This is a genomic window from Paenibacillus sp. IHB B 3415 (assembly GCF_000802655.2).
GTDB lineage: Bacteria > Bacillota > Bacilli > Paenibacillales > Paenibacillaceae > Paenibacillus_AQ > Paenibacillus_AQ phytohabitans.
The window spans coordinates 27,669-44,650 of sequence record NZ_JUEI01000074.1 but is presented as its reverse complement, the minus strand read 5'-3'; the positions used below and the strand labels follow the sequence as shown (position 1 = coordinate 44,650).

General features: G+C 44.4%; 14 protein-coding genes. All 14 read right to left on the bottom strand.

What is annotated here, in order from left to right; genetic code table 11:
* The coding region (gene pcrA, locus QW71_RS28005; RefSeq protein WP_039307147.1) for a DNA helicase PcrA at positions 1-2,045 on the bottom strand (2,045 nt) is incomplete at its 3' end.
* 36 nt (positions 2,046-2,081) lie between these two features.
* Positions 2,082-2,798: a heptaprenylglyceryl phosphate synthase gene (locus tag QW71_RS28000; RefSeq protein ID WP_039307155.1), complete on the bottom strand. Its 717-nt coding sequence runs from the start codon at positions 2,796-2,798 to the stop codon at positions 2,082-2,084.
* 219 nt (positions 2,799-3,017) lie between these two features.
* On the bottom strand, positions 3,018-3,884 hold the full coding sequence (locus tag QW71_RS27995; RefSeq protein WP_039307145.1) for a phosphatidylinositol-specific phospholipase C/glycerophosphodiester phosphodiesterase family protein: 867 nt from the start codon (positions 3,882-3,884) through the stop codon (positions 3,018-3,020).
* Between the two features lie 120 nt (positions 3,885-4,004).
* Positions 4,005-5,405, bottom strand: coding sequence for an undecaprenyl-phosphate glucose phosphotransferase (locus QW71_RS27990; RefSeq protein WP_039307143.1), 1,401 nt, complete (start codon positions 5,403-5,405; stop codon positions 4,005-4,007).
* Entirely contained in the window at positions 5,402-6,301 is a 900-nt protein-coding gene (locus tag QW71_RS27985; RefSeq protein ID WP_047014025.1) for a glycosyltransferase family 2 protein, read from the bottom strand. The genes QW71_RS27990 and QW71_RS27985 overlap by 4 nt, the downstream gene beginning before the upstream one ends.
* A gap of 460 nt (positions 6,302-6,761) precedes the next feature.
* Complete coding sequence (locus tag QW71_RS27975) at positions 6,762-7,775, bottom strand: glycosyltransferase family 2 protein (RefSeq protein ID WP_039307138.1); 1,014 nt, start codon at positions 7,773-7,775, stop codon at positions 6,762-6,764.
* Positions 7,776-8,462: 687 nt separating this feature from the next.
* Positions 8,463-9,323, bottom strand: a complete 861-nt coding sequence (gene rfbD, locus QW71_RS27970) for a dTDP-4-dehydrorhamnose reductase (protein ID WP_039307153.1) — start codon at positions 9,321-9,323, stop codon at positions 8,463-8,465.
* An 8-nt stretch (positions 9,324-9,331) separates the two neighbouring features.
* On the bottom strand, positions 9,332-10,354 hold the full coding sequence (gene rfbB / locus QW71_RS27965) for a dTDP-glucose 4,6-dehydratase (protein WP_039307136.1): 1,023 nt from the start codon (positions 10,352-10,354) through the stop codon (positions 9,332-9,334).
* Positions 10,355-10,446: 92 nt separating this feature from the next.
* Positions 10,447-10,998: a dTDP-4-dehydrorhamnose 3,5-epimerase gene (gene rfbC, locus QW71_RS27960; RefSeq protein WP_039307134.1), complete on the bottom strand. Its 552-nt coding sequence runs from the start codon at positions 10,996-10,998 to the stop codon at positions 10,447-10,449.
* Between the two features lie 20 nt (positions 10,999-11,018).
* Entirely contained in the window at positions 11,019-11,762 is a 744-nt protein-coding gene (locus QW71_RS27955; RefSeq protein WP_039307132.1) for a sugar phosphate nucleotidyltransferase, read from the bottom strand.
* 61 nt (positions 11,763-11,823) lie between these two features.
* Positions 11,824-13,056: a hypothetical protein gene (locus QW71_RS27950; RefSeq protein ID WP_152679877.1), complete on the bottom strand. Its 1,233-nt coding sequence runs from the start codon at positions 13,054-13,056 to the stop codon at positions 11,824-11,826.
* Positions 13,057-13,161: 105 nt separating this feature from the next.
* Positions 13,162-13,863 carry a hypothetical protein gene (locus QW71_RS27945; protein WP_152679876.1) on the bottom strand — a complete coding sequence of 234 codons (702 nt, stop codon included), beginning with the start codon at positions 13,861-13,863 and terminating at the stop codon, positions 13,162-13,164.
* A 23-nt stretch (positions 13,864-13,886) separates the two neighbouring features.
* Positions 13,887-15,038, bottom strand: a complete 1,152-nt coding sequence (locus QW71_RS27940; protein WP_039307125.1) for a glycosyltransferase family 2 protein — start codon at positions 15,036-15,038, stop codon at positions 13,887-13,889.
* Positions 15,039-15,076: 38 nt separating this feature from the next.
* Positions 15,077-16,612: a hypothetical protein gene (locus QW71_RS27935; protein ID WP_039307123.1), complete on the bottom strand. Its 1,536-nt coding sequence runs from the start codon at positions 16,610-16,612 to the stop codon at positions 15,077-15,079.
* Positions 16,613-16,982: the final 370 nt, after the last annotated feature.

The following is a 16,982-nucleotide window of genomic DNA, read 5'->3' as shown; positions in this document are numbered from 1 at the left end:
CTGCCGAAGTTCCCGCGGCTGCCTCCGCCTCCGCCGAAGCCGCGGCCGCCATAAGCACCGCCAACCTCCGCGCCTCCGCGGCGGAAGCGGTCCGATTCCTTCACGGTGTCTTCCTTCAGCTCCTCCGGAATCTCCTCCAGGAAGCGGGACGGCGCATTCGCGGTCGTCCGCCCGAACAGCGTGCGCATCCGTGCACAGCTGAGGAACAGCTGCTTCTCCGCACGGGTAATGCCCACATACGCCAGCCGGCGTTCTTCTTCCAGTTCGTCATTGTCCTGGAAGGCACGGCTGTGCGGAAACACGCCCTCTTCCATCCCGATAATGAAGACGGTCGGGAACTCCAGACCCTTCGCGCTGTGCATCGTCATCAGCACGACAGCATCGCTGCGCTCTTCTTCGTCATTCACGCTGTCAATGTCGGCAATCAGCGCGAGATCCGTCAGGAAGGAGACCAGCGACTTATCCTCGTTGTTCTTCTCGAATTCCATCGTTACGGACAGGAATTCGTCGATATTTTCCAGGCGGGAGCGGGATTCAAGGGTATTCTCATTCTGCAGCTCATGGCGGTACTGGGACAGTTCAAGAATCTTCTCTGTCAGCTCGGTCACCGAGAGGAATTCCACCATGCGGTGCAGGGCTTCGATCATATCATAAAACTCTACCAGCGTATTGCGTGTCCGGCCGGCAAAACCCAAATCATCCACCGTCTGCAGCGCCCGGAAGATTGATACTCCCTGGGAAGCCGCTGCTGCCGCCAATTTACCGACAGTCGTATCCCCGAGGCCACGCTTGGGAACATTGATAATCCGCGTCAAACTGATATCATCATCGGGATTGGAGAGCAGGCGCAGATACGCCAGCAGATCCTTGATTTCTTTGCGGTCGTAGAACTTGATCCCGCCAACGATCTGATAAGGTATATCCGATTTGATCAGAATTTCTTCTATTACACGGGACTGGGCGTTCGTACGGTACAGAATCGCATGATTCTGGTAGGCCTGGCCTTGCTTCACATTCTTACTGATCTCTCCGGTGACGAAGTATCCCTCATCATGCTCGGAGTCACCGCGGAACACCTTGATCTTCGCTCCTTCGTCCGAATCGGTCCACAGCTTCTTCGGCTTGCGTCCGGTATTGAGTGCGATAACACCATTGGCTGCGTTCAGAATATTGGAGGTTGAACGGTAATTCTGCTCCAGCAGAATGGTTTTGGCTTCCGGATAGTCTTCTTCGAAATTAAGGATGTTCGAAATATCCGCCCCGCGCCAGCGGTAGATCGACTGGTCACTGTCCCCGACTACGCAGATCCGGTGATGACCCTCAGCCAGCATCCGGCAGAGCATATACTGCGCCCGGTTCGTATCCTGATACTCATCGACATGAATGTATTTGAACTTCTTCTGGTAGAAATCTAATACCTCAGGAACTTCCTTGAACAATTGGATCGTCTTCATGATGAGGTCATCAAAATCCAGCGAGTTATTGCTTCTCAGCCGTTGCTGGTACTTGGTATACACTTTGGCCACAAGGCCTTCGAAATAATCGCCAATCTTCTGCTCATACTGCGCCGGTGTGATCAGCTCATTCTTGTTCGTACTGATCACAGCCTGAATGGCCTTCGGCTCAAATTTCTTGGTATCAATGTCCAGATCCTTCATACAATTGCGGATAACGGATAACTGGTCCGTCGAATCCAGAATGGAGAAGTTCGAAGTGAAGCCGATTCGCTCAATATCCTTCCGCAGGATCCGCACACACATTGAGTGGAAGGTGGATACCCAAATATCCCGGCCCTCCGTCCCTACCAGCTTGGAGACACGATCCTGCATCTCGCGGGCGGCCTTGTTCGTAAAAGTAATCGCCAGAATCGCCCAAGGCGGTGCCTTGCGGTTCGCAATCAGCCAGGCGATCCGGTGGGTAAGCACGCGGGTCTTACCGCTGCCCGCTCCGGCCATGATCAATAAAGGCCCTTCGGTAGCTTCAACAGCCTGACGCTGCGGGGGGTTCAGCCGGCTTACGGCGTCGTGTATGTTAACAAGTTGCATGTGTGACATGCTCCTTTCTGAATATAAGCTTGAAATTTATAAGTTCTCCCGGTCCAGCTGCGGCGTATTTCTCACTGCCTGAACGGTCAGCAGCGCCTGCTCCACATCATAGTAAATAATATTGCCGACCACTACTGTATCACATAGAGCAGCTGCCTGCATGGCTTCTTCCTCACCTGTAATACCGCCTCCATAAAAAAGCTGGCTGTGCTCGACCATTGTCCTGACCTCACGCACAGTCTCCATATCTCCGAACCTTCCGCTGTACTCCAGATAAACCACCGGCAGATTCATCAGCTTGTCCGCAATCTGCGCATAAGCCGCTGCCCCGTATGCGCTAAGCGAGTGGTCTGCCCCTGTAAGCCGTGCTACGGATGAATCACCATTGAGCACAATATAGCCCTCAGTCAGCAGCAATTCCCATGGAATCAGACTGCCGAATCGTTCAATAGCCCGGCGGTGATGGCCAAGAATCCATGAAGTATCGGCAGTGTTGAGCACCATGGGAATCATATACAGATCAAAACCGGGCACAGCGGCTTCCAGATCCGACACCTCCAGCGCACAAGGCAGATCATACTGCCGGATTCTCGAGAGAAGACTCACCGTATTCTCATAAGTCACGCCAGTGGAGCCGCCTACCAGTATCGCATCGGTTCCCGAGAGACAGACAGCCGCCAGATCCCTGTCAGCAAGCTCCCGGTCCGGGTCCAGCTTGAACACATGCCGCCACGGCTTGATCATTTGCCGCATTCCATTCATTATCGTCCATCCTCAATGTTCATCTAAGTAAATACTCTATTTCCCAGTATCTCAAAACAACAAATATACTCCTGCACATGCAAAAGCCGTATCTCTAGTCTAAGTCAGTACGAAGGCGGGTGTCAATTTAAAGCGAACAAAAATGCGAACATTTTTTCGCATTTTTAGAGTATAAGATTTTTGATGTACAGAAGCCTGCATGTTCAACTACTAGCGGACACCCTTGATCCTGCTTAAGTCGTCCTCAGAGACAAAATCGGTATAGAATCCGTCGACTCCCATCCGGGACAGCTCCGAAATTTCCTTCTCGTCATTCACCGTATGCACATAGACTCTTGCCCCGGCATTCTTCAGCTTCCTTACAAAGCTTTTGGTAGCTCTTACCGTCGGCATTGTGATATCCACTCCGGTTTGACTGGCGAAATCAATGACCACTTCATCACTATCCTGTGTCTGATACAGCGTAAAGATCATTTCAGGAAAAGCGTACACCCGGTTCACCACATCCAGCATATCCCGGCTGTAAATCTGCGGAACAATCCGCTGCAGCAGGGCGGGGTCCCTCTTCTCCGCCGCATCCGCGATAAGCTGAAATTGCTTCGTTACCCGTTCCGGTTCCAGCTCTTTCGTGTCCGTTACAATATAAGCATCCGGGTAGATCATTAGCAGGTCCATAATCTTCTCGATATCCAGCGGGGAGTAGAGTTCAAGAATCGGACTGCTCATGACATCCGCATAGTTCAGTACGATCCCTTGCTTCGCGGCAGGAAGAACCGCCTGCTGGCCCAGCAGCTTGCTCATATTGGCCGTCCATTCATGGCGGGCAACCAGCTTGTCATCACTTGTCAGCAGCAGGTCCGCCTCAAAAACCCGGGTTCCCTGCTCATAGTTAGCGATAAAAGCATCCAGTGTATTCGTATACGTATAGTTATGAATCCCTCCCATAGCATGTGCTACAATTCTATGGGCTGCAAAGCCGGTAGCCGGCTGTTTCTCTTTTCCCCCAAGCGTGAGTACAAGCAGGAGTGCAATAGCTCCGATCATAATGACGGAGGCGATAATCTTTTTTCTATCCATGATGGCAGTTTCCTTTGCATGTGTTAGAGTAGTTGGCCTGAAAACAAGAAGAAACGGCTGTGTCGTCCTCAGGGGGGCAGCAACCGTTTCTATGAAATAATATAGTATGAGACCGGTCCATTAATAAGCGTTCTTGAAGCCGTTGCGGATGGTTTTGGCGATGATCCGGATGTCGAACAATAGTGACCAGTTTTCAATATAGAAAATGTCATGTTTGATCCGGTCCTCAATCGACGTGTCCCCGCGCAGGCCGTTGCTCTGAGCCCAGCCGGTAATCCCCGGACGCACATGGTGCTTCACCATATACTTCGGAATCTCACCGCGGAACTGCTCTACAAAGTACGGGCGCTCCGGACGCGGACCGACCACACTCATCTGGCCAAACAGCACATTGAAAAATTGCGGCAGCTCATCCAGGCTGGTTCGCCGGATAAAGGTCCCAAAACGTGTGCGGCGCGGATCTTCACGCGTACTCCAACCCGTATCCACTTCACCGTCTGTCTGCATCTTCATCGAACGGAACTTGTACATCATGAAGTTACGGCGGTTAAGTCCTACGCGCTCCTGCTTGAAAATAATAGGTCCAGGCGAGGTTAGGCGCACACCCAGCGCTACAATCAGCATTACAGGAGACAGCATAATAATGGCGAATAGGGAAAACACCAGATCAAACGCCCGCTTCGCCATTTTGTTCCCGGCCATATCCAGCGGAATGTCGCGTACGTTAATCATCGGCATCCCCGCGAAGTTATCGAAGTAAGGACGGGCCGGCAGGTAGTCGAAGAAGTCAGGGATAATCAGCGTCCGTACACCCGCCTTCTCGCAGGTAGCGATAATGGTCGGATATTTCGAATGGGCATCCAGCGGAAGCGCCAGAATCACCTCATCGACCGGCAGCATCTCCAGCATGCCTTCCAGCTGATCCACGGTGCCGAGAATCGGCTTATACCGTTGTTCCTCAAGACCATCCCATTCATGAAAATCATCCAGGAAGCCGATTGCCTCGTACCCCAACTCAGGATACTGCTCCAGATTGTTGTAGAATCTCTTACCCAGCGTACCTGCACCGAGAATCAGCACAAACTGGCGGTTAAAGCCTTTTTCACGCAGCGATTTCAGCATCTTCTTCAGCACATAACGGTACAGCATAATGGAAAGAATATTGAAGCCCATATATATAGCGAGATATTGACGGGAGACGTCAATCTCCTTCAGGAAGAACATCAGGCCGAGCAGAATGAAGATACCCATGGCGTGAACCTGAAAGATTTTGATGAATTCGTCAATGAACCGTTTCTTGCGCTTCGGCAAATACAATTGAAGCACAATTCCGATCAGAATAGCGATGGCTCCGTAGATAATACTCCAGTAAGCATAAGACTCTACAGGAAGAGTCCTGTAGGATTCCAGCAAACCGCTTTTGAACTTCAGCCACCAGGCAGCCAGGAAGGCCACTTGAATGACCAGGAAATCGGCAACCATGTATAACTGTGTTAGAAACTTTTGATTACGGCGGATCATAATCTCACCTCAGCATTCGATTCATTGCGTAAACCGGCTTCCCCGGGGACAGTCAGACTCTGTGCTGGTGTTGGAACCTTGCGTGGAGCAATCAGCGCATTGCGCAGCAGCGAAAGCGTGAACTTGACGCCGACTCCCGCATATACCGCTCCGTTTATCATACTGTTGTACCGCCTGCTATAATGCTTCTTATGGAATAAAATCATAGCCCGGTGAAATTCGTACACGATCTTAAACGGTCTGCGGCGCGCACTGCCACCTTTGAGATGCACGATCGATGTCTGCGGATAGTAATAAATCCCCCAGCCGGCCGCTTTGATCCGGTAACACCAGTCCAGATCCTCTCCATACATAAAGAACGTCTCATCCAGGCCGCCCACCTGCTCGATGGTCTCCCGCCGCAGCAGCATGAACGCTCCAACCAGACAATCTACCGGGTAGGAGTCATCGGGGTCCAGATAGCCCAGCTGATAGCCGTTGAACCTTGGTCGGTCCGGGAACAGCTTACTGAAGCCAAAAGCATAATAGAAGGAAGCGGATGGTGTCGGGAATCCTCTTTTGCAGGCCTTATCCAGCGAACCATCCGGCAGTATCACCTTGCAGCCAGACGCGCCAAGATCCGGACGGCTGTCCATAAAAGCAACCATCGTCTCCAGCGTATCCTTACGCACCACCGTATCGGAGTTGAGCAGGAGCACATAGCGCCCGGAGGCCGCTTCCATCCCCTGATTATTACCCTTGGCAAACCCTACATTCTCTGAATTCGCAATTAGCAGCACATCCGGGAATTCCTTGCTTATCGTCTCTACCGAGTGATCATGGGAGTTATTATCTATTAAAATAATTTCATAGGAGTAGCGGGTCTCGGAATCATATACCGACCTCAGACAGTCCATCGTCAGGCGGCATGTGTTGTAATTTAGAATGATTATACTAACATCTACATTCACTGCTATACTCTCCTGACAAATATAGTAATCTATCGACAATTATTATAACACAAAAACCTCCTTGATAGGCGCAGCCTGTTCAGGGAGGTTTTTACAAGTGTGAGGATAATGTGGGAGGAACAGTGCTATAAGATTGAACTTGTATTTTTTCTATTATCGGATTGCCGTGACTCCAAAGAATGTTTGGCCCTCCGGCCGCTGTTGTCTGCAGATTTCTTGATTTTCACCGCTGTTCGCGGTGGAAATCCGCAGACAAAGGCGGACGCTATCGCTCCTACAGTTCCAAAATTCTCCTCCGCCACTTTTCCCTGTCCATTTATTTTTAAGTTCAATCTAAATAGCTGACGGAAATCCGGGGAATAGAAGAATCTTTTTCACAATCGGTTGAGTTCTCTCTCGTTTCGCTTCATAATCCCTGACGCTTAGTTTTCTCCTGAATATAACGGCGCTTGCGCTTCAGAGCAGTCCTCTGTTCGAAGAAGGATGACCAGGCTCCCATTAACTTAGGTTCCTTCAATAACGAGTAGCCATGTGCGGCGATTTCGTAAGGCAGAGAATAGATAAGGGTAAGCAGCATCCTGCGGGAGGACTCGTTCTTATAGATCATTTTATAGCGGTTGATATAAGAAATCCGCTTGATGAACATCGCCTTGCCGCTCCGTCCGGATGTTTTCCAGCCCCGTTCGTGGTAGCCTATAGCTTCCGCATCATAGTAGGCCTGCCACCCAAACAACCCGGCGCGCCAGGCTACATCCACATCTTCCTTATAGGCAAAAAAGTCCGCATCAAAAAACTCGCCTTCGACGCTGATATCCTCAATCATCCGCCGGGAGTACATCGCCGCCGCACCGGATACACCGAATACAACCCCAGACTCATTCCACAAGTCAGCAGACTCACCCGCTCCGCGGTCAAACGCCCTCCGGGCTTTATTCATCCGCAGCCCTGCACTGTCCACAAGTGAGTGGTCCGCCCTAAGCAGTAGCTTGCCTGTGGCACTGCCGATCCGGGGATTAGCTTCAAAGCAGGCGACTAGTCTGGATATATAATCCGGAGCCAATGTAAGATCGGGATTCAGCACCAGTACATAATCTGTATTTGTACCGGCAATAGCCTGATTGTGTGCGGGGGCAAAGCCGGTGTTATGTTCATTCTCAAGTAAGACAAGTGAAGGTGTCCGGGTACTGCTACCTGCAGAGCTGGGTGCCTGAGAGTCCGCTGAGACTACTTTAGTTGAGTATGAATGTAGCTGGTTATAAAACGCTCTGACTTTATCCGCGGAACCATCCGTTGAAGCGTTGTCCACTATGACAATTTTTTTGACCGGATAATCCTGAGATAATACAGCCGACAAGCATTCAATAATGTCATCTGCGCTGTTATAGGTAACGATATGTACACTGACTGTTTTAGGGTTCATAGGTGACCTCGAATTCCTGGTTATTTATTGGGAAATCTATATCTATTATAGCGAAAATAAGGTTGACAGGCTATGTTAAGCATAATAGATGGTAATGTTAGTTACATAGTTATTGTGGTTCACCCCTATTGCTATATTGTCTAAGACAGCTAAAAACTCCTTACCGCATAAGCGATCAGGAGTTTCATTTGTTGCTATATAAGACGCACTTTTGATTTGAACTTGAAGCTTAGTCGTCACTGCGGTGAACATTTGGACTTCCGGCCGCTGTTGTCCCCAGATTTCTTGATTTGAACCGCTATTCGCGGTAGAAATCCGGTGACAAAGGCGGTCGCTACCGCTCCTACAGTTTGTGGTTCACCCCTATTGCTATATTGTCTAAGACAGCTAAAAACTCCTTACCGCATAAGCGATCAGGAGTTTCATTTGTTGCTATATAAGACGCACTTTTGATTTGAACTTGAAGCTTAGTCGTCACTGCGGTGAACATTTGGACTTCCGGCCGCTGTTGTCCCCAGATTTCTTGATTTGAACCGCTATTCGCGGTAGAAATCCGGTGACAAAGGCGGTCGCTACCGCTCCTACAGTTCCAAATTTCCCCTCCGCTTTTTTCGCTTTTTGTTTATTTTTTTAGTGCGTCTTATATAGTTAGTTAGTTAGTTATTTCTGCAAATCCCGCGCCAGTGGTTACTTCAGCTCCAGCAAAAAGTCTCTTAGACCTTCCCGCCATGGGCGGATGTCCTGGAACCCGTTGGTACGGATGGCCAGATGCTCCATCACCGAGTTGCGCGGGCGCGGCGCTGGACGTGGAAACTGTTCGGTAGCACACGGCTCAAGCTTCGCAGTAAACTTCACTCCCAAGATATCCTCTGCTTCCGCAAAGATGGCCTGGGTGAATTCATACCATGTACAAGAATCACTATTCGAAGCATGATATACGCCATACTTTTCAGTCTGGATAAGCTCAAGCAAGAATCTTGCCAAGTCCACCGTATAGGTAGGTGAGCCCTTCTGGTCATCTACAACCTGCAGTAGCGGCTTTTCCTGCCCCAGCTTCAGCATGGTTTTCACAAAGTTATTGCCGTATTTTCCATAGACCCAAGAGGTACGTACGATAAAGAATTTAGACGATAAAGACTGGACCAGGATCTCTCCAGCCCGTTTAGACTTACCGTAGATACTCTTAGGATCTGTATTATCATATTCATGATAAGGCTCTACACCCATACCATCGAACACATAATCCGTGCTGATATAGACCAGCTTAGCTCCAGCCTTCTCTGCGGCAAGAGCGACATTTCGGCTTCCGATAGCATTAATCAGATACGCTGCGTCAACATCGGTCTCTGCCACATCAACCGCTGTATGGGCCGCACAATGAATGACAGCATCAGGAGCAAACGCGCCGATAACCTCCAGGCACTGGTCCAGATCAGTAATATCCATCTCCTGACGGTCACAGCCCAGAACCTCATAATCCTGACCTTGAAGCAAGAGCATAAGATCTTGCCCCAGCTGTCCTCCCGAACCTGTAACGAACACTTTCATTTTCGCCATTAGAGTGAATCCCCCAGACGGCTGCCGTACTGGAGTGCGGCATACTTCTGGTATTCTCCCGACTGAATGCGGGTCCACCATTCCTTGTTATTCAGGTACCACTGAATGGTTTCTTTAATGCCAGTTTCGAACGTGTGCTTAGGCTTCCACCCCAGCTCGTTCGTAATTTTAGTCGGATCTATGCCGTAACGGCGGTCATGTCCAGGACGGTCCTGAACATACGAAATCAGCGAGTCCGGTTTGCCCAGCTCCTGAAGTACGGTATTCACGATGTGTACATTCGTCCGCTCATTATTGCCGCCGATGTTGTACACTTCACCGTTAACACCTTCATGAATAACCAGATCAATTGCACTGCAGTGGTCCTCAACATACAGCCAGTCACGGATATTCAATCCATCACCATATACCGGCAGTGCCTGATCAGCCAGCGCACGGGAGATCATCAGCGGAATCAGCTTCTCCGGGAACTGATAAGGACCGTAGTTATTGGAGCAGCGCGTAATGTTAACCGGCAATCCGAATGTCTCGTGATACGCACGCACCAGCAAATCACCGCCCGCTTTGCTCGCGGAATAAGGGCTGTTCGGCGTAAGCGGTGTTTCTTCAGTGAACAGGCCAGTAGCGCCAAGCGATCCATAGACTTCATCCGTGGATACTTGCACGAATTTAGTTATACTGTATTTCTTAGCTGCATCCAGCAGTACTTGAGTACCCAGCACATTCGTCTTCACAAATACTTCCGGCTCCAGAATACTCCGGTCCACGTGCGACTCTGCGGCAAAGTTAACCACGACATCCACACCGTCGCCGATCAGCGCATCCATCGCCGCTACATCGGTAATGTCCGCTTTGACAAATGTATAGTTCGGATGATTCTCGATTGATTTTAAGTTCTCAAGATTCCCTGCGTAAGTCAACGCATCTACGTTGACGATCTGGTAATCAGGATGTTGCTGCAGCATATAAATTACGAAGTTGCTGCCGATGAAGCCGGCTCCGCCGGTAATGAGGAGTTTCATTTGTAGCCCACCTTTTACTAGTAATGATGATTGAAGCGCTCCAACTCCGCGAGGTAAGGGGTTATCAATAATACCTATAAATCAAATATAACTTACACTTCAAAGTTCAGTTCTGCATCCTTTAGAAGCGGGTGCCGCTGATCTTTGTCAGACAACACCGGATTCGTTGCCGGCCAGTCAATCCCCAGCGCCGGATCATTCCATAGTATGCCACGGTCATGCTCAGGGGAATAATATTCGTCCACTTTGTACAGCACTTGGGTGTTGGGTACGAGCGTGCAGAATCCGTGGGCGAAGCCCTTAGGCACGAGTAGCTGACGCTTGTTATGTTCGCTGAGAATAACACCGACCCATTGTCCAAATGTGGGGGAATTGCGGCGTACATCAAGAATCACATCATAGATAGCCCCGTTAAGTACACGAATGAGCTTGGTCTGTGCTTTAGGATTCAACTGGTAGTGAAGTCCCCGAAGTACGCCAACCTCTGCCGAGAGAGATTGATTGTCTTGGATGAAGTTAAAGTTCACCCCAGCCTTATGCATGATTTCTTCGTTATAACTCTCCATAAAAAAACCCCGGTTGTCGCCATGGACCACCGGTTCAAGTAGGCTTGCGCCTTGAAGTTTTAAAGGAGTGACATTCATACTGGAGCTCCTCCTCATATCTATAGTTTCAGCTTACCGAACTCTTCCTCAAAAACAATATTCTGCGCCAATTCATTCGCTCTGGCCAGCGATGCGTGTGTACCCGCATCAGTCCACCAACCATTTAGAACATCGTAGGTGAGTTCATTCCTTAGAATATATGCATTGTTTACATCCGTTATTTCAAGCTCTCCACGTTTAGAAGGGGTGAGCGTCTTGATAATTTGAAAAACCTTACTGTCAAACATATATATGCCGGTTACTGCATAACTGCTCTTTGGAATTTGAGGTTTTTCCTCAATAGAAATAATCTTGTCATCTTGCAGTTCTGGCACACCGAAGCGTTGGGGATCAGAAACCTTTTGGATTAATATTTTGGCTCCATTCCCTTGCGTCCGAAAGTTCTGGATATACGGAGTCATATCCCCTTCAAATACATTGTCCCCAAGAATGACAACACATTGATCCTGACCGACGAACTGATCAGCCAACCCAAGAGCTTGTGCTATGCCGCCAGCCTCATCTTGGACCTTATAGGTAAATGTGACGTGCATTGTGCTTCCGCTTCCTAATAAGTTGACTACGTCACCCATGTGCTCCTTACCAGTGACAATAAGGATGTCATGAACACCGGCCTGTTTGAGCTTATATATAGAGTGAAAGATCATTGGGTATTTTCCTACAGGGAGCAAATGCTTATTGGTTACTTTGGTCAGAGGATAAAGGCGAGAGCCTGTTCCTCCGGCTAGGATTATGCCTTTCATGTACTTGCTCCTCCCCTTTATTATTGTAAAACATTGATATACTTATAAACTCAAGTAATATTTATTTTATAATATCTAATTGAATCAAACAACTTAGCTTACGAGTATCGTTATTACCAATGATCTCGTCAGGTATAAATGTTTTCAAGGCGCGAAATTTTACGGATTCATTTGAGATGGTAATTGTTTTTGACTCTCCCGGTCCTAGTTTAATAACTGAAGAATGATCATCGTAAGTAGTTTCAATAGAAATTCCACTTTGCATTAATTCATAGGCTGGAGCCTTTAAAGTCACATTCACGGATTGCTTACTTGCTTTAACATTCCATGCTTCTCCTGCCCAATCTTCAAACTTCAAATTAGGCTCAAATTGCTTATCTAGAACATATATATCCCCGCTAAAAGCGGTATAGGATAAATTTAACGGCACACTCCATAGCATAGCACCATTATCACCAATTAATGGTATTCCTAATAGCTTATTAAATGATTCAATAACATCTGGTGACATCTGGTGATGTACAGGTAAATAGAGAACTTTACCTACATTTAATCTGCCAATCGCACTCGCGATAAAATCTTCACTTATATTTTCACTCTTGTAATTCAATAAGGTACGATAATTTATTAAGGAAGCATCAGCAGATGCGAAACCATATACATTTGAAACAGGAAAACTATATCCCGTGTCCACCAATAATTGCATGGCCCCACTAAATGTATCTGTTAGTATCACAGTTGGTTCATTGTCTATCTGGCTTAAAATTGGAGCACCAGACTGCACATCCTTAAAAATTTCCGGTTTCGTGGTATATGGAAAAGGCTGAACAGGAAGCCAAAATATAAAATTAAGAACCAGACATAGAATTACAATATAACAATATTTCTTCGACTCTTTTAGGCGAAGTAATTTCTCATAAGCTAACATAATAGTTAATACTAATATAATATCAGCATAAAGCATAAGACGAGATGGCAAAGCGTGTTTAATCAAAGGTAAATATTCAATAAATCTCCAAGGAAGTTCAATAGATGAAAAACCTAACACATGTAGATTAGAACCCATTGATAATATACAAATAATCGCAAAAACAACAGAAAACATACGTGTTAATTTTGAATTCCAAGTGTATTGAACAGCAAACAACCATAAAATTATAACTGGTATACCCAAATATGCATTATTCTCGTAATCATTCCCAGTAAATTTTTGAGCCACTCCATGAAAAACATCACCATTAAGTTGTTCAATAGATGTAGGAATTATGAAATTTAGTAAGTCACTAACATACACATTCCTTGCCTGATAACCTTGTTCTTGAATGTTATAGTATGGTCCAAAAAAAAGATAATATAGTCCTGGAGACAAAAGGACAAACAAACTAAAGCTTACAACTGCTTAAAACAACCAAGGTATCTTTCGCAGAAAAGATACCATGCCAGTTCTATCTACAAACATGAATATAACAAATACAATCGCACCTACAAAGAAAGATGTGGCGAAAATTTCGCTCGAAGTATAGAACTGGAAAGCAAGAAGACTCGCAAACAATAAACCATGCTTAATCGGGCGAATTTCATAGGTTTGTACGCCTCTAATGATTACATAGATAATAGCATAGACTATTACTGCAGTTGTTAAATTTATATGTCCTAGTAAATGCCCCGTTGCATAAGGAATAATAGAAAAGAGTACTCCTCCTGCAGTGGAGAGCCAAGGTCTTACACCCAGCCTTCTTAAAATACACTCTCCTAAAAAAGCAGATATGATTAGGTTTAGTGCGGTGATGAAATTATATGCAAATATAGTATTAGTAATTAGGATGAGTGGCCCAAATAAAAAGCCCTCTGCCAACACCGAAGTATTGGCCATCATGTTTACTCCTTCTGGATAATTCAACATGGTTGTTGTAAATGGATTCCGTCCGTTTAAAAGGGCTTCCCAGAACCAGCCCAAATACCAAGAAAACTGTTCGGGGTCACCTTCTCTTCCAATATGCATTGTAAAAGGATGTAGGATAACTTTACCAAAATAAAAGTAGCATATTAGTAAATAAATCGCTAAAGAAATATAAAATCGCCGACTTTTAAAATAATTCACAAACATTCAATGCTCCTTTTATGCTAACTAGCATTATTAGATAGCTGTACACTTTCTTGACTAACCACTATTTCTTTATACTTTTTTGTTAAAACTTCTTCTTTATCTGACCATGTCCAAATATTATTAATTTTAAAATTCCAGAAGGTAGCCACTACGATACCAACCATTTGCCCAAACATAATATTAATATTTATCCAAGAAGCAAATTGCGCAAATATAGCAGTAATTATAATTCCAATAGAGCTAACCAACACAAATTTTGTTATTTTTGGAACGAGTCGGTATAAACCTTTGTTTATATTTCTCCATGTCAAAGTATCATTTAGAACGAAATTACTAACCATAGCGATAAGCGAAGCGATTACAGATGACCGAAGATGTCCTAGATTGAGGACATCAATCATAATGTAGAGAGCAAATAAGTTTACAAATACTCCAGAAAAACCAATTAGGCAAAACAAATAAAATTTCCGATCTTCCTCACTGCTCCAAATCAGCTTCATAATATGACGCAGATAGTTGAATTGCTCTTTACCACTCATTTTAGATTCACCAGCATCTCTGGAAACAAAAGAATAAGGAATCTCGTGAACCGTTTTGTGATTCCCCTTCACCAAAACTTCCATAAGAATTTTCCAGCCAATCGGATCAAGATTAGCATCTATTAATACATCTCTTTTCAGTCCGAAGAAGCCTCCTGTACAGTCCGTGATATTTCGCATACGCTTTATAGAGACTCTTCCTATCATCCTTGCTGTCCACGAGACCAGCTTGCGAAATGCATTTAATCCTCCGTCGGAACCGCCATCAACAAAACGACTTGGAATTATTAGATCAGTACCTTCCTGTAATCTTTGAAAGATTAGTGGCAAAAGTTCTGGCGGATGTTGTAAATCCGCATCCATAACTATAATGTGATTCCCTGTAGATTTATTAAATCCTTCCACAACAGCTGTACCTAAGCCTCTTCCATTCTTACGATGTATATAATGTATTTGAGGATGTAATTTAGATAGATTATCGAGCACTTGCGGGGTTTCATCTTTACTATCATCCACAAATAATATTTCGTACTCTGAGCCTGTGTTTTCCATCGCTTTCATAATTCGATGAGAAATTGTAACTACGTTATCCTTTTCATTAAACGTTGGTATTACAATACTAAGATCCATTTAAAATCCTCCATTAATATAATTTAATGATTTAATAGTTACGGCTTTGGCATAAGTTTTGTACTGATATTGTAATTCCATACAAGTATATCATATTCCTCAAAAGATAAATTCTGATTTGGTATACCGAATTGATTAACTGCAGTATTATAAGTCAAATTAGAGCCAACAGCATTTAAGATTAAAAAGGTTGTATTTTCCTTATACCAATTTTGTTCTGAAAACCAATTGAATGGACGCAGTTCTCCCTCCACTTCAGAAATAGCACGAACTTTAACTCTGTCATTACTTTCTACTGTGACGATGTTACTAGCCCAAAATGAAGAGTAGCCATAATTCAAGTTATTTGCAATCAAAAATTCACTGAGCTTAGCCTGAGATGATATAGGAATCTCAGATCGTAGGATTTGAGTTGTAGAAACTGCATAGATCAAAATTAAAATAGGTAAACTAATCTTAAAAATCCGAAGTTGAGAATAAGTAGACCTTCCGATCACAATAGCACCAAATAAAACAAAAGCTACTAAATATCGCGTACTATTTATATCAATAGCCATGTTACTTAGAATAAATGCAATAATCAAAATATACATTGAAGCAGAGAGAAGCAACGAGATATAGTCATGTGATTCAAGATAATTCTTACAATTTTTCAGACAACTCAAAGGTAACATTAAAACAAATAAAGCAACAAAAAGATGAGCCAATGTTAATAGTGAAGTTAAAGATAGAGGATGATTAAAAATATCCGCTCCTAATAATTTGATTAATCCCTCTACCGCCAAAGAGAGATTATTATCAACTTTATCATATGTTGTAAAACGCATATTCGTATCAAATATTTCAAACCCGTTTAAATAACTGATAAGAAAAGAGAAACCCTTAGAAACTACAACAGCCATTATTACATTCATAATTAGAGTAATATGTTTTTTTATATACATTTTTTTTAAAAAGATAAAATAAGAGGATACAACTATTATAGGTATAGCCCCAATATAATAGGCTAATGAATCGCCAATAAAAGCGAGTAATAAGAACGCAAAAAAAACGTAAAGAGAGAATGCATTTTTTTCATCATTTTCCAGATACTTTTCTAAACAAACAAAGGCTATTAGGAGATATAGCAATGTACCAATATGAATAGGACCCACAAGAGCATTATTAATATAAAAAATGGACGGAAAACAAATAATCACAAATACAAAGATGATTCCTGACCAATTGGAGACATGTCTGAGTTTAGAAAAGTTAGTTAGAAAAAACGTTGGTACTAATATAAGAGTATATATTAAAGCTGGCACATGGTGCATGAGTTTTGGAGTAAAGCCTTCAAAGAACATAGCTATAACATAGAAGGGTAAGTCAGTGGTATAAAAGCTAATGTTAGTCAAAGACCAATTTTTCAAAATAAAATTTCCCTTAAGAAAAGATTGGGCTTCTAATATTATACTCGCATAGTCAGAGTTAGGCATTGCTCGCCAAGATAACTTATTAAAAAAATAAAAAGCAAAAATGAAAAGAGTTAATACAAGAAAAAAACGAGGAACAGAAGTACGGAATTTAGATAACATGATTTTTCCCCTTCTACCCATTATTCATAAAATAATTAGGCTACAATAATTTAGTTTCACAACAACAGAGATCCTACAGTTGAGGTATAGGGTAACTACTATGATAACCCCCAAAAAAGGATACAATAAATGTATCCTTAAGATTTTTACTATAATAATTTTCCACAAAAAAACATCTTTTGCAGACAAAATAATTAAATAAACCAAAAAACAAATAATTACTCAACTTTCGCACCTAGAAAAATGGCTTAAACCCTTGAGTGCGTAAGAAAAAATCAGTTTCTCGAAATGTCCCAGGCGAAAACCAAGAAGAACAAAACAGCTGTTTTTTGTCAACTACAGGAATGGATCTCCGGTTTACCCAGCTATA

Bases quoted from the DNA above. Each gene is read 5' to 3' on its own strand.
- rfbD (WP_039307153.1), bottom strand. From the start codon at position 9,323: ATGAAAGTGTTCGTTACAGGTTCGGGAGGACAGCTGGGGCAAGATCTT.
- rfbB (WP_039307136.1), bottom strand. From the start codon at position 10,354: ATGAAACTCCTCATTACCGGCGGAGCCGGCTTCATCGGCAGCAACTTC.
- QW71_RS27995 (WP_039307145.1), bottom strand. From the start codon at position 3,884: ATGGATAGAAAAAAGATTATCGCCTCCGTCATTATGATCGGAGCTATT.
- QW71_RS28000 (WP_039307155.1), bottom strand. From the start codon at position 2,798: ATGCGGCAAATGATCAAGCCGTGGCGGCATGTGTTCAAGCTGGACCCG.
- QW71_RS27990 (WP_039307143.1), bottom strand. From the start codon at position 5,405: ATGATCCGCCGTAATCAAAAGTTTCTAACACAGTTATACATGGTTGCC.
- QW71_RS27955 (WP_039307132.1), bottom strand. From the start codon at position 11,762: ATGAAAGGCATAATCCTAGCCGGAGGAACAGGCTCTCGCCTTTATCCT.
- rfbC (WP_039307134.1), bottom strand. From the start codon at position 10,998: ATGAATGTCACTCCTTTAAAACTTCAAGGCGCAAGCCTACTTGAACCG.
- QW71_RS27940 (WP_039307125.1), bottom strand. From the start codon at position 15,038: ATGGATCTTAGTATTGTAATACCAACGTTTAATGAAAAGGATAACGTA.
- QW71_RS27975 (WP_039307138.1), bottom strand. From the start codon at position 7,775: ATGAACCCTAAAACAGTCAGTGTACATATCGTTACCTATAACAGCGCA.
- QW71_RS27935 (WP_039307123.1), bottom strand. From the start codon at position 16,612: ATGTTATCTAAATTCCGTACTTCTGTTCCTCGTTTTTTTCTTGTATTA.
- QW71_RS27985 (WP_047014025.1), bottom strand. From the start codon at position 6,301: ATGGACTGTCTGAGGTCGGTATATGATTCCGAGACCCGCTACTCCTAT.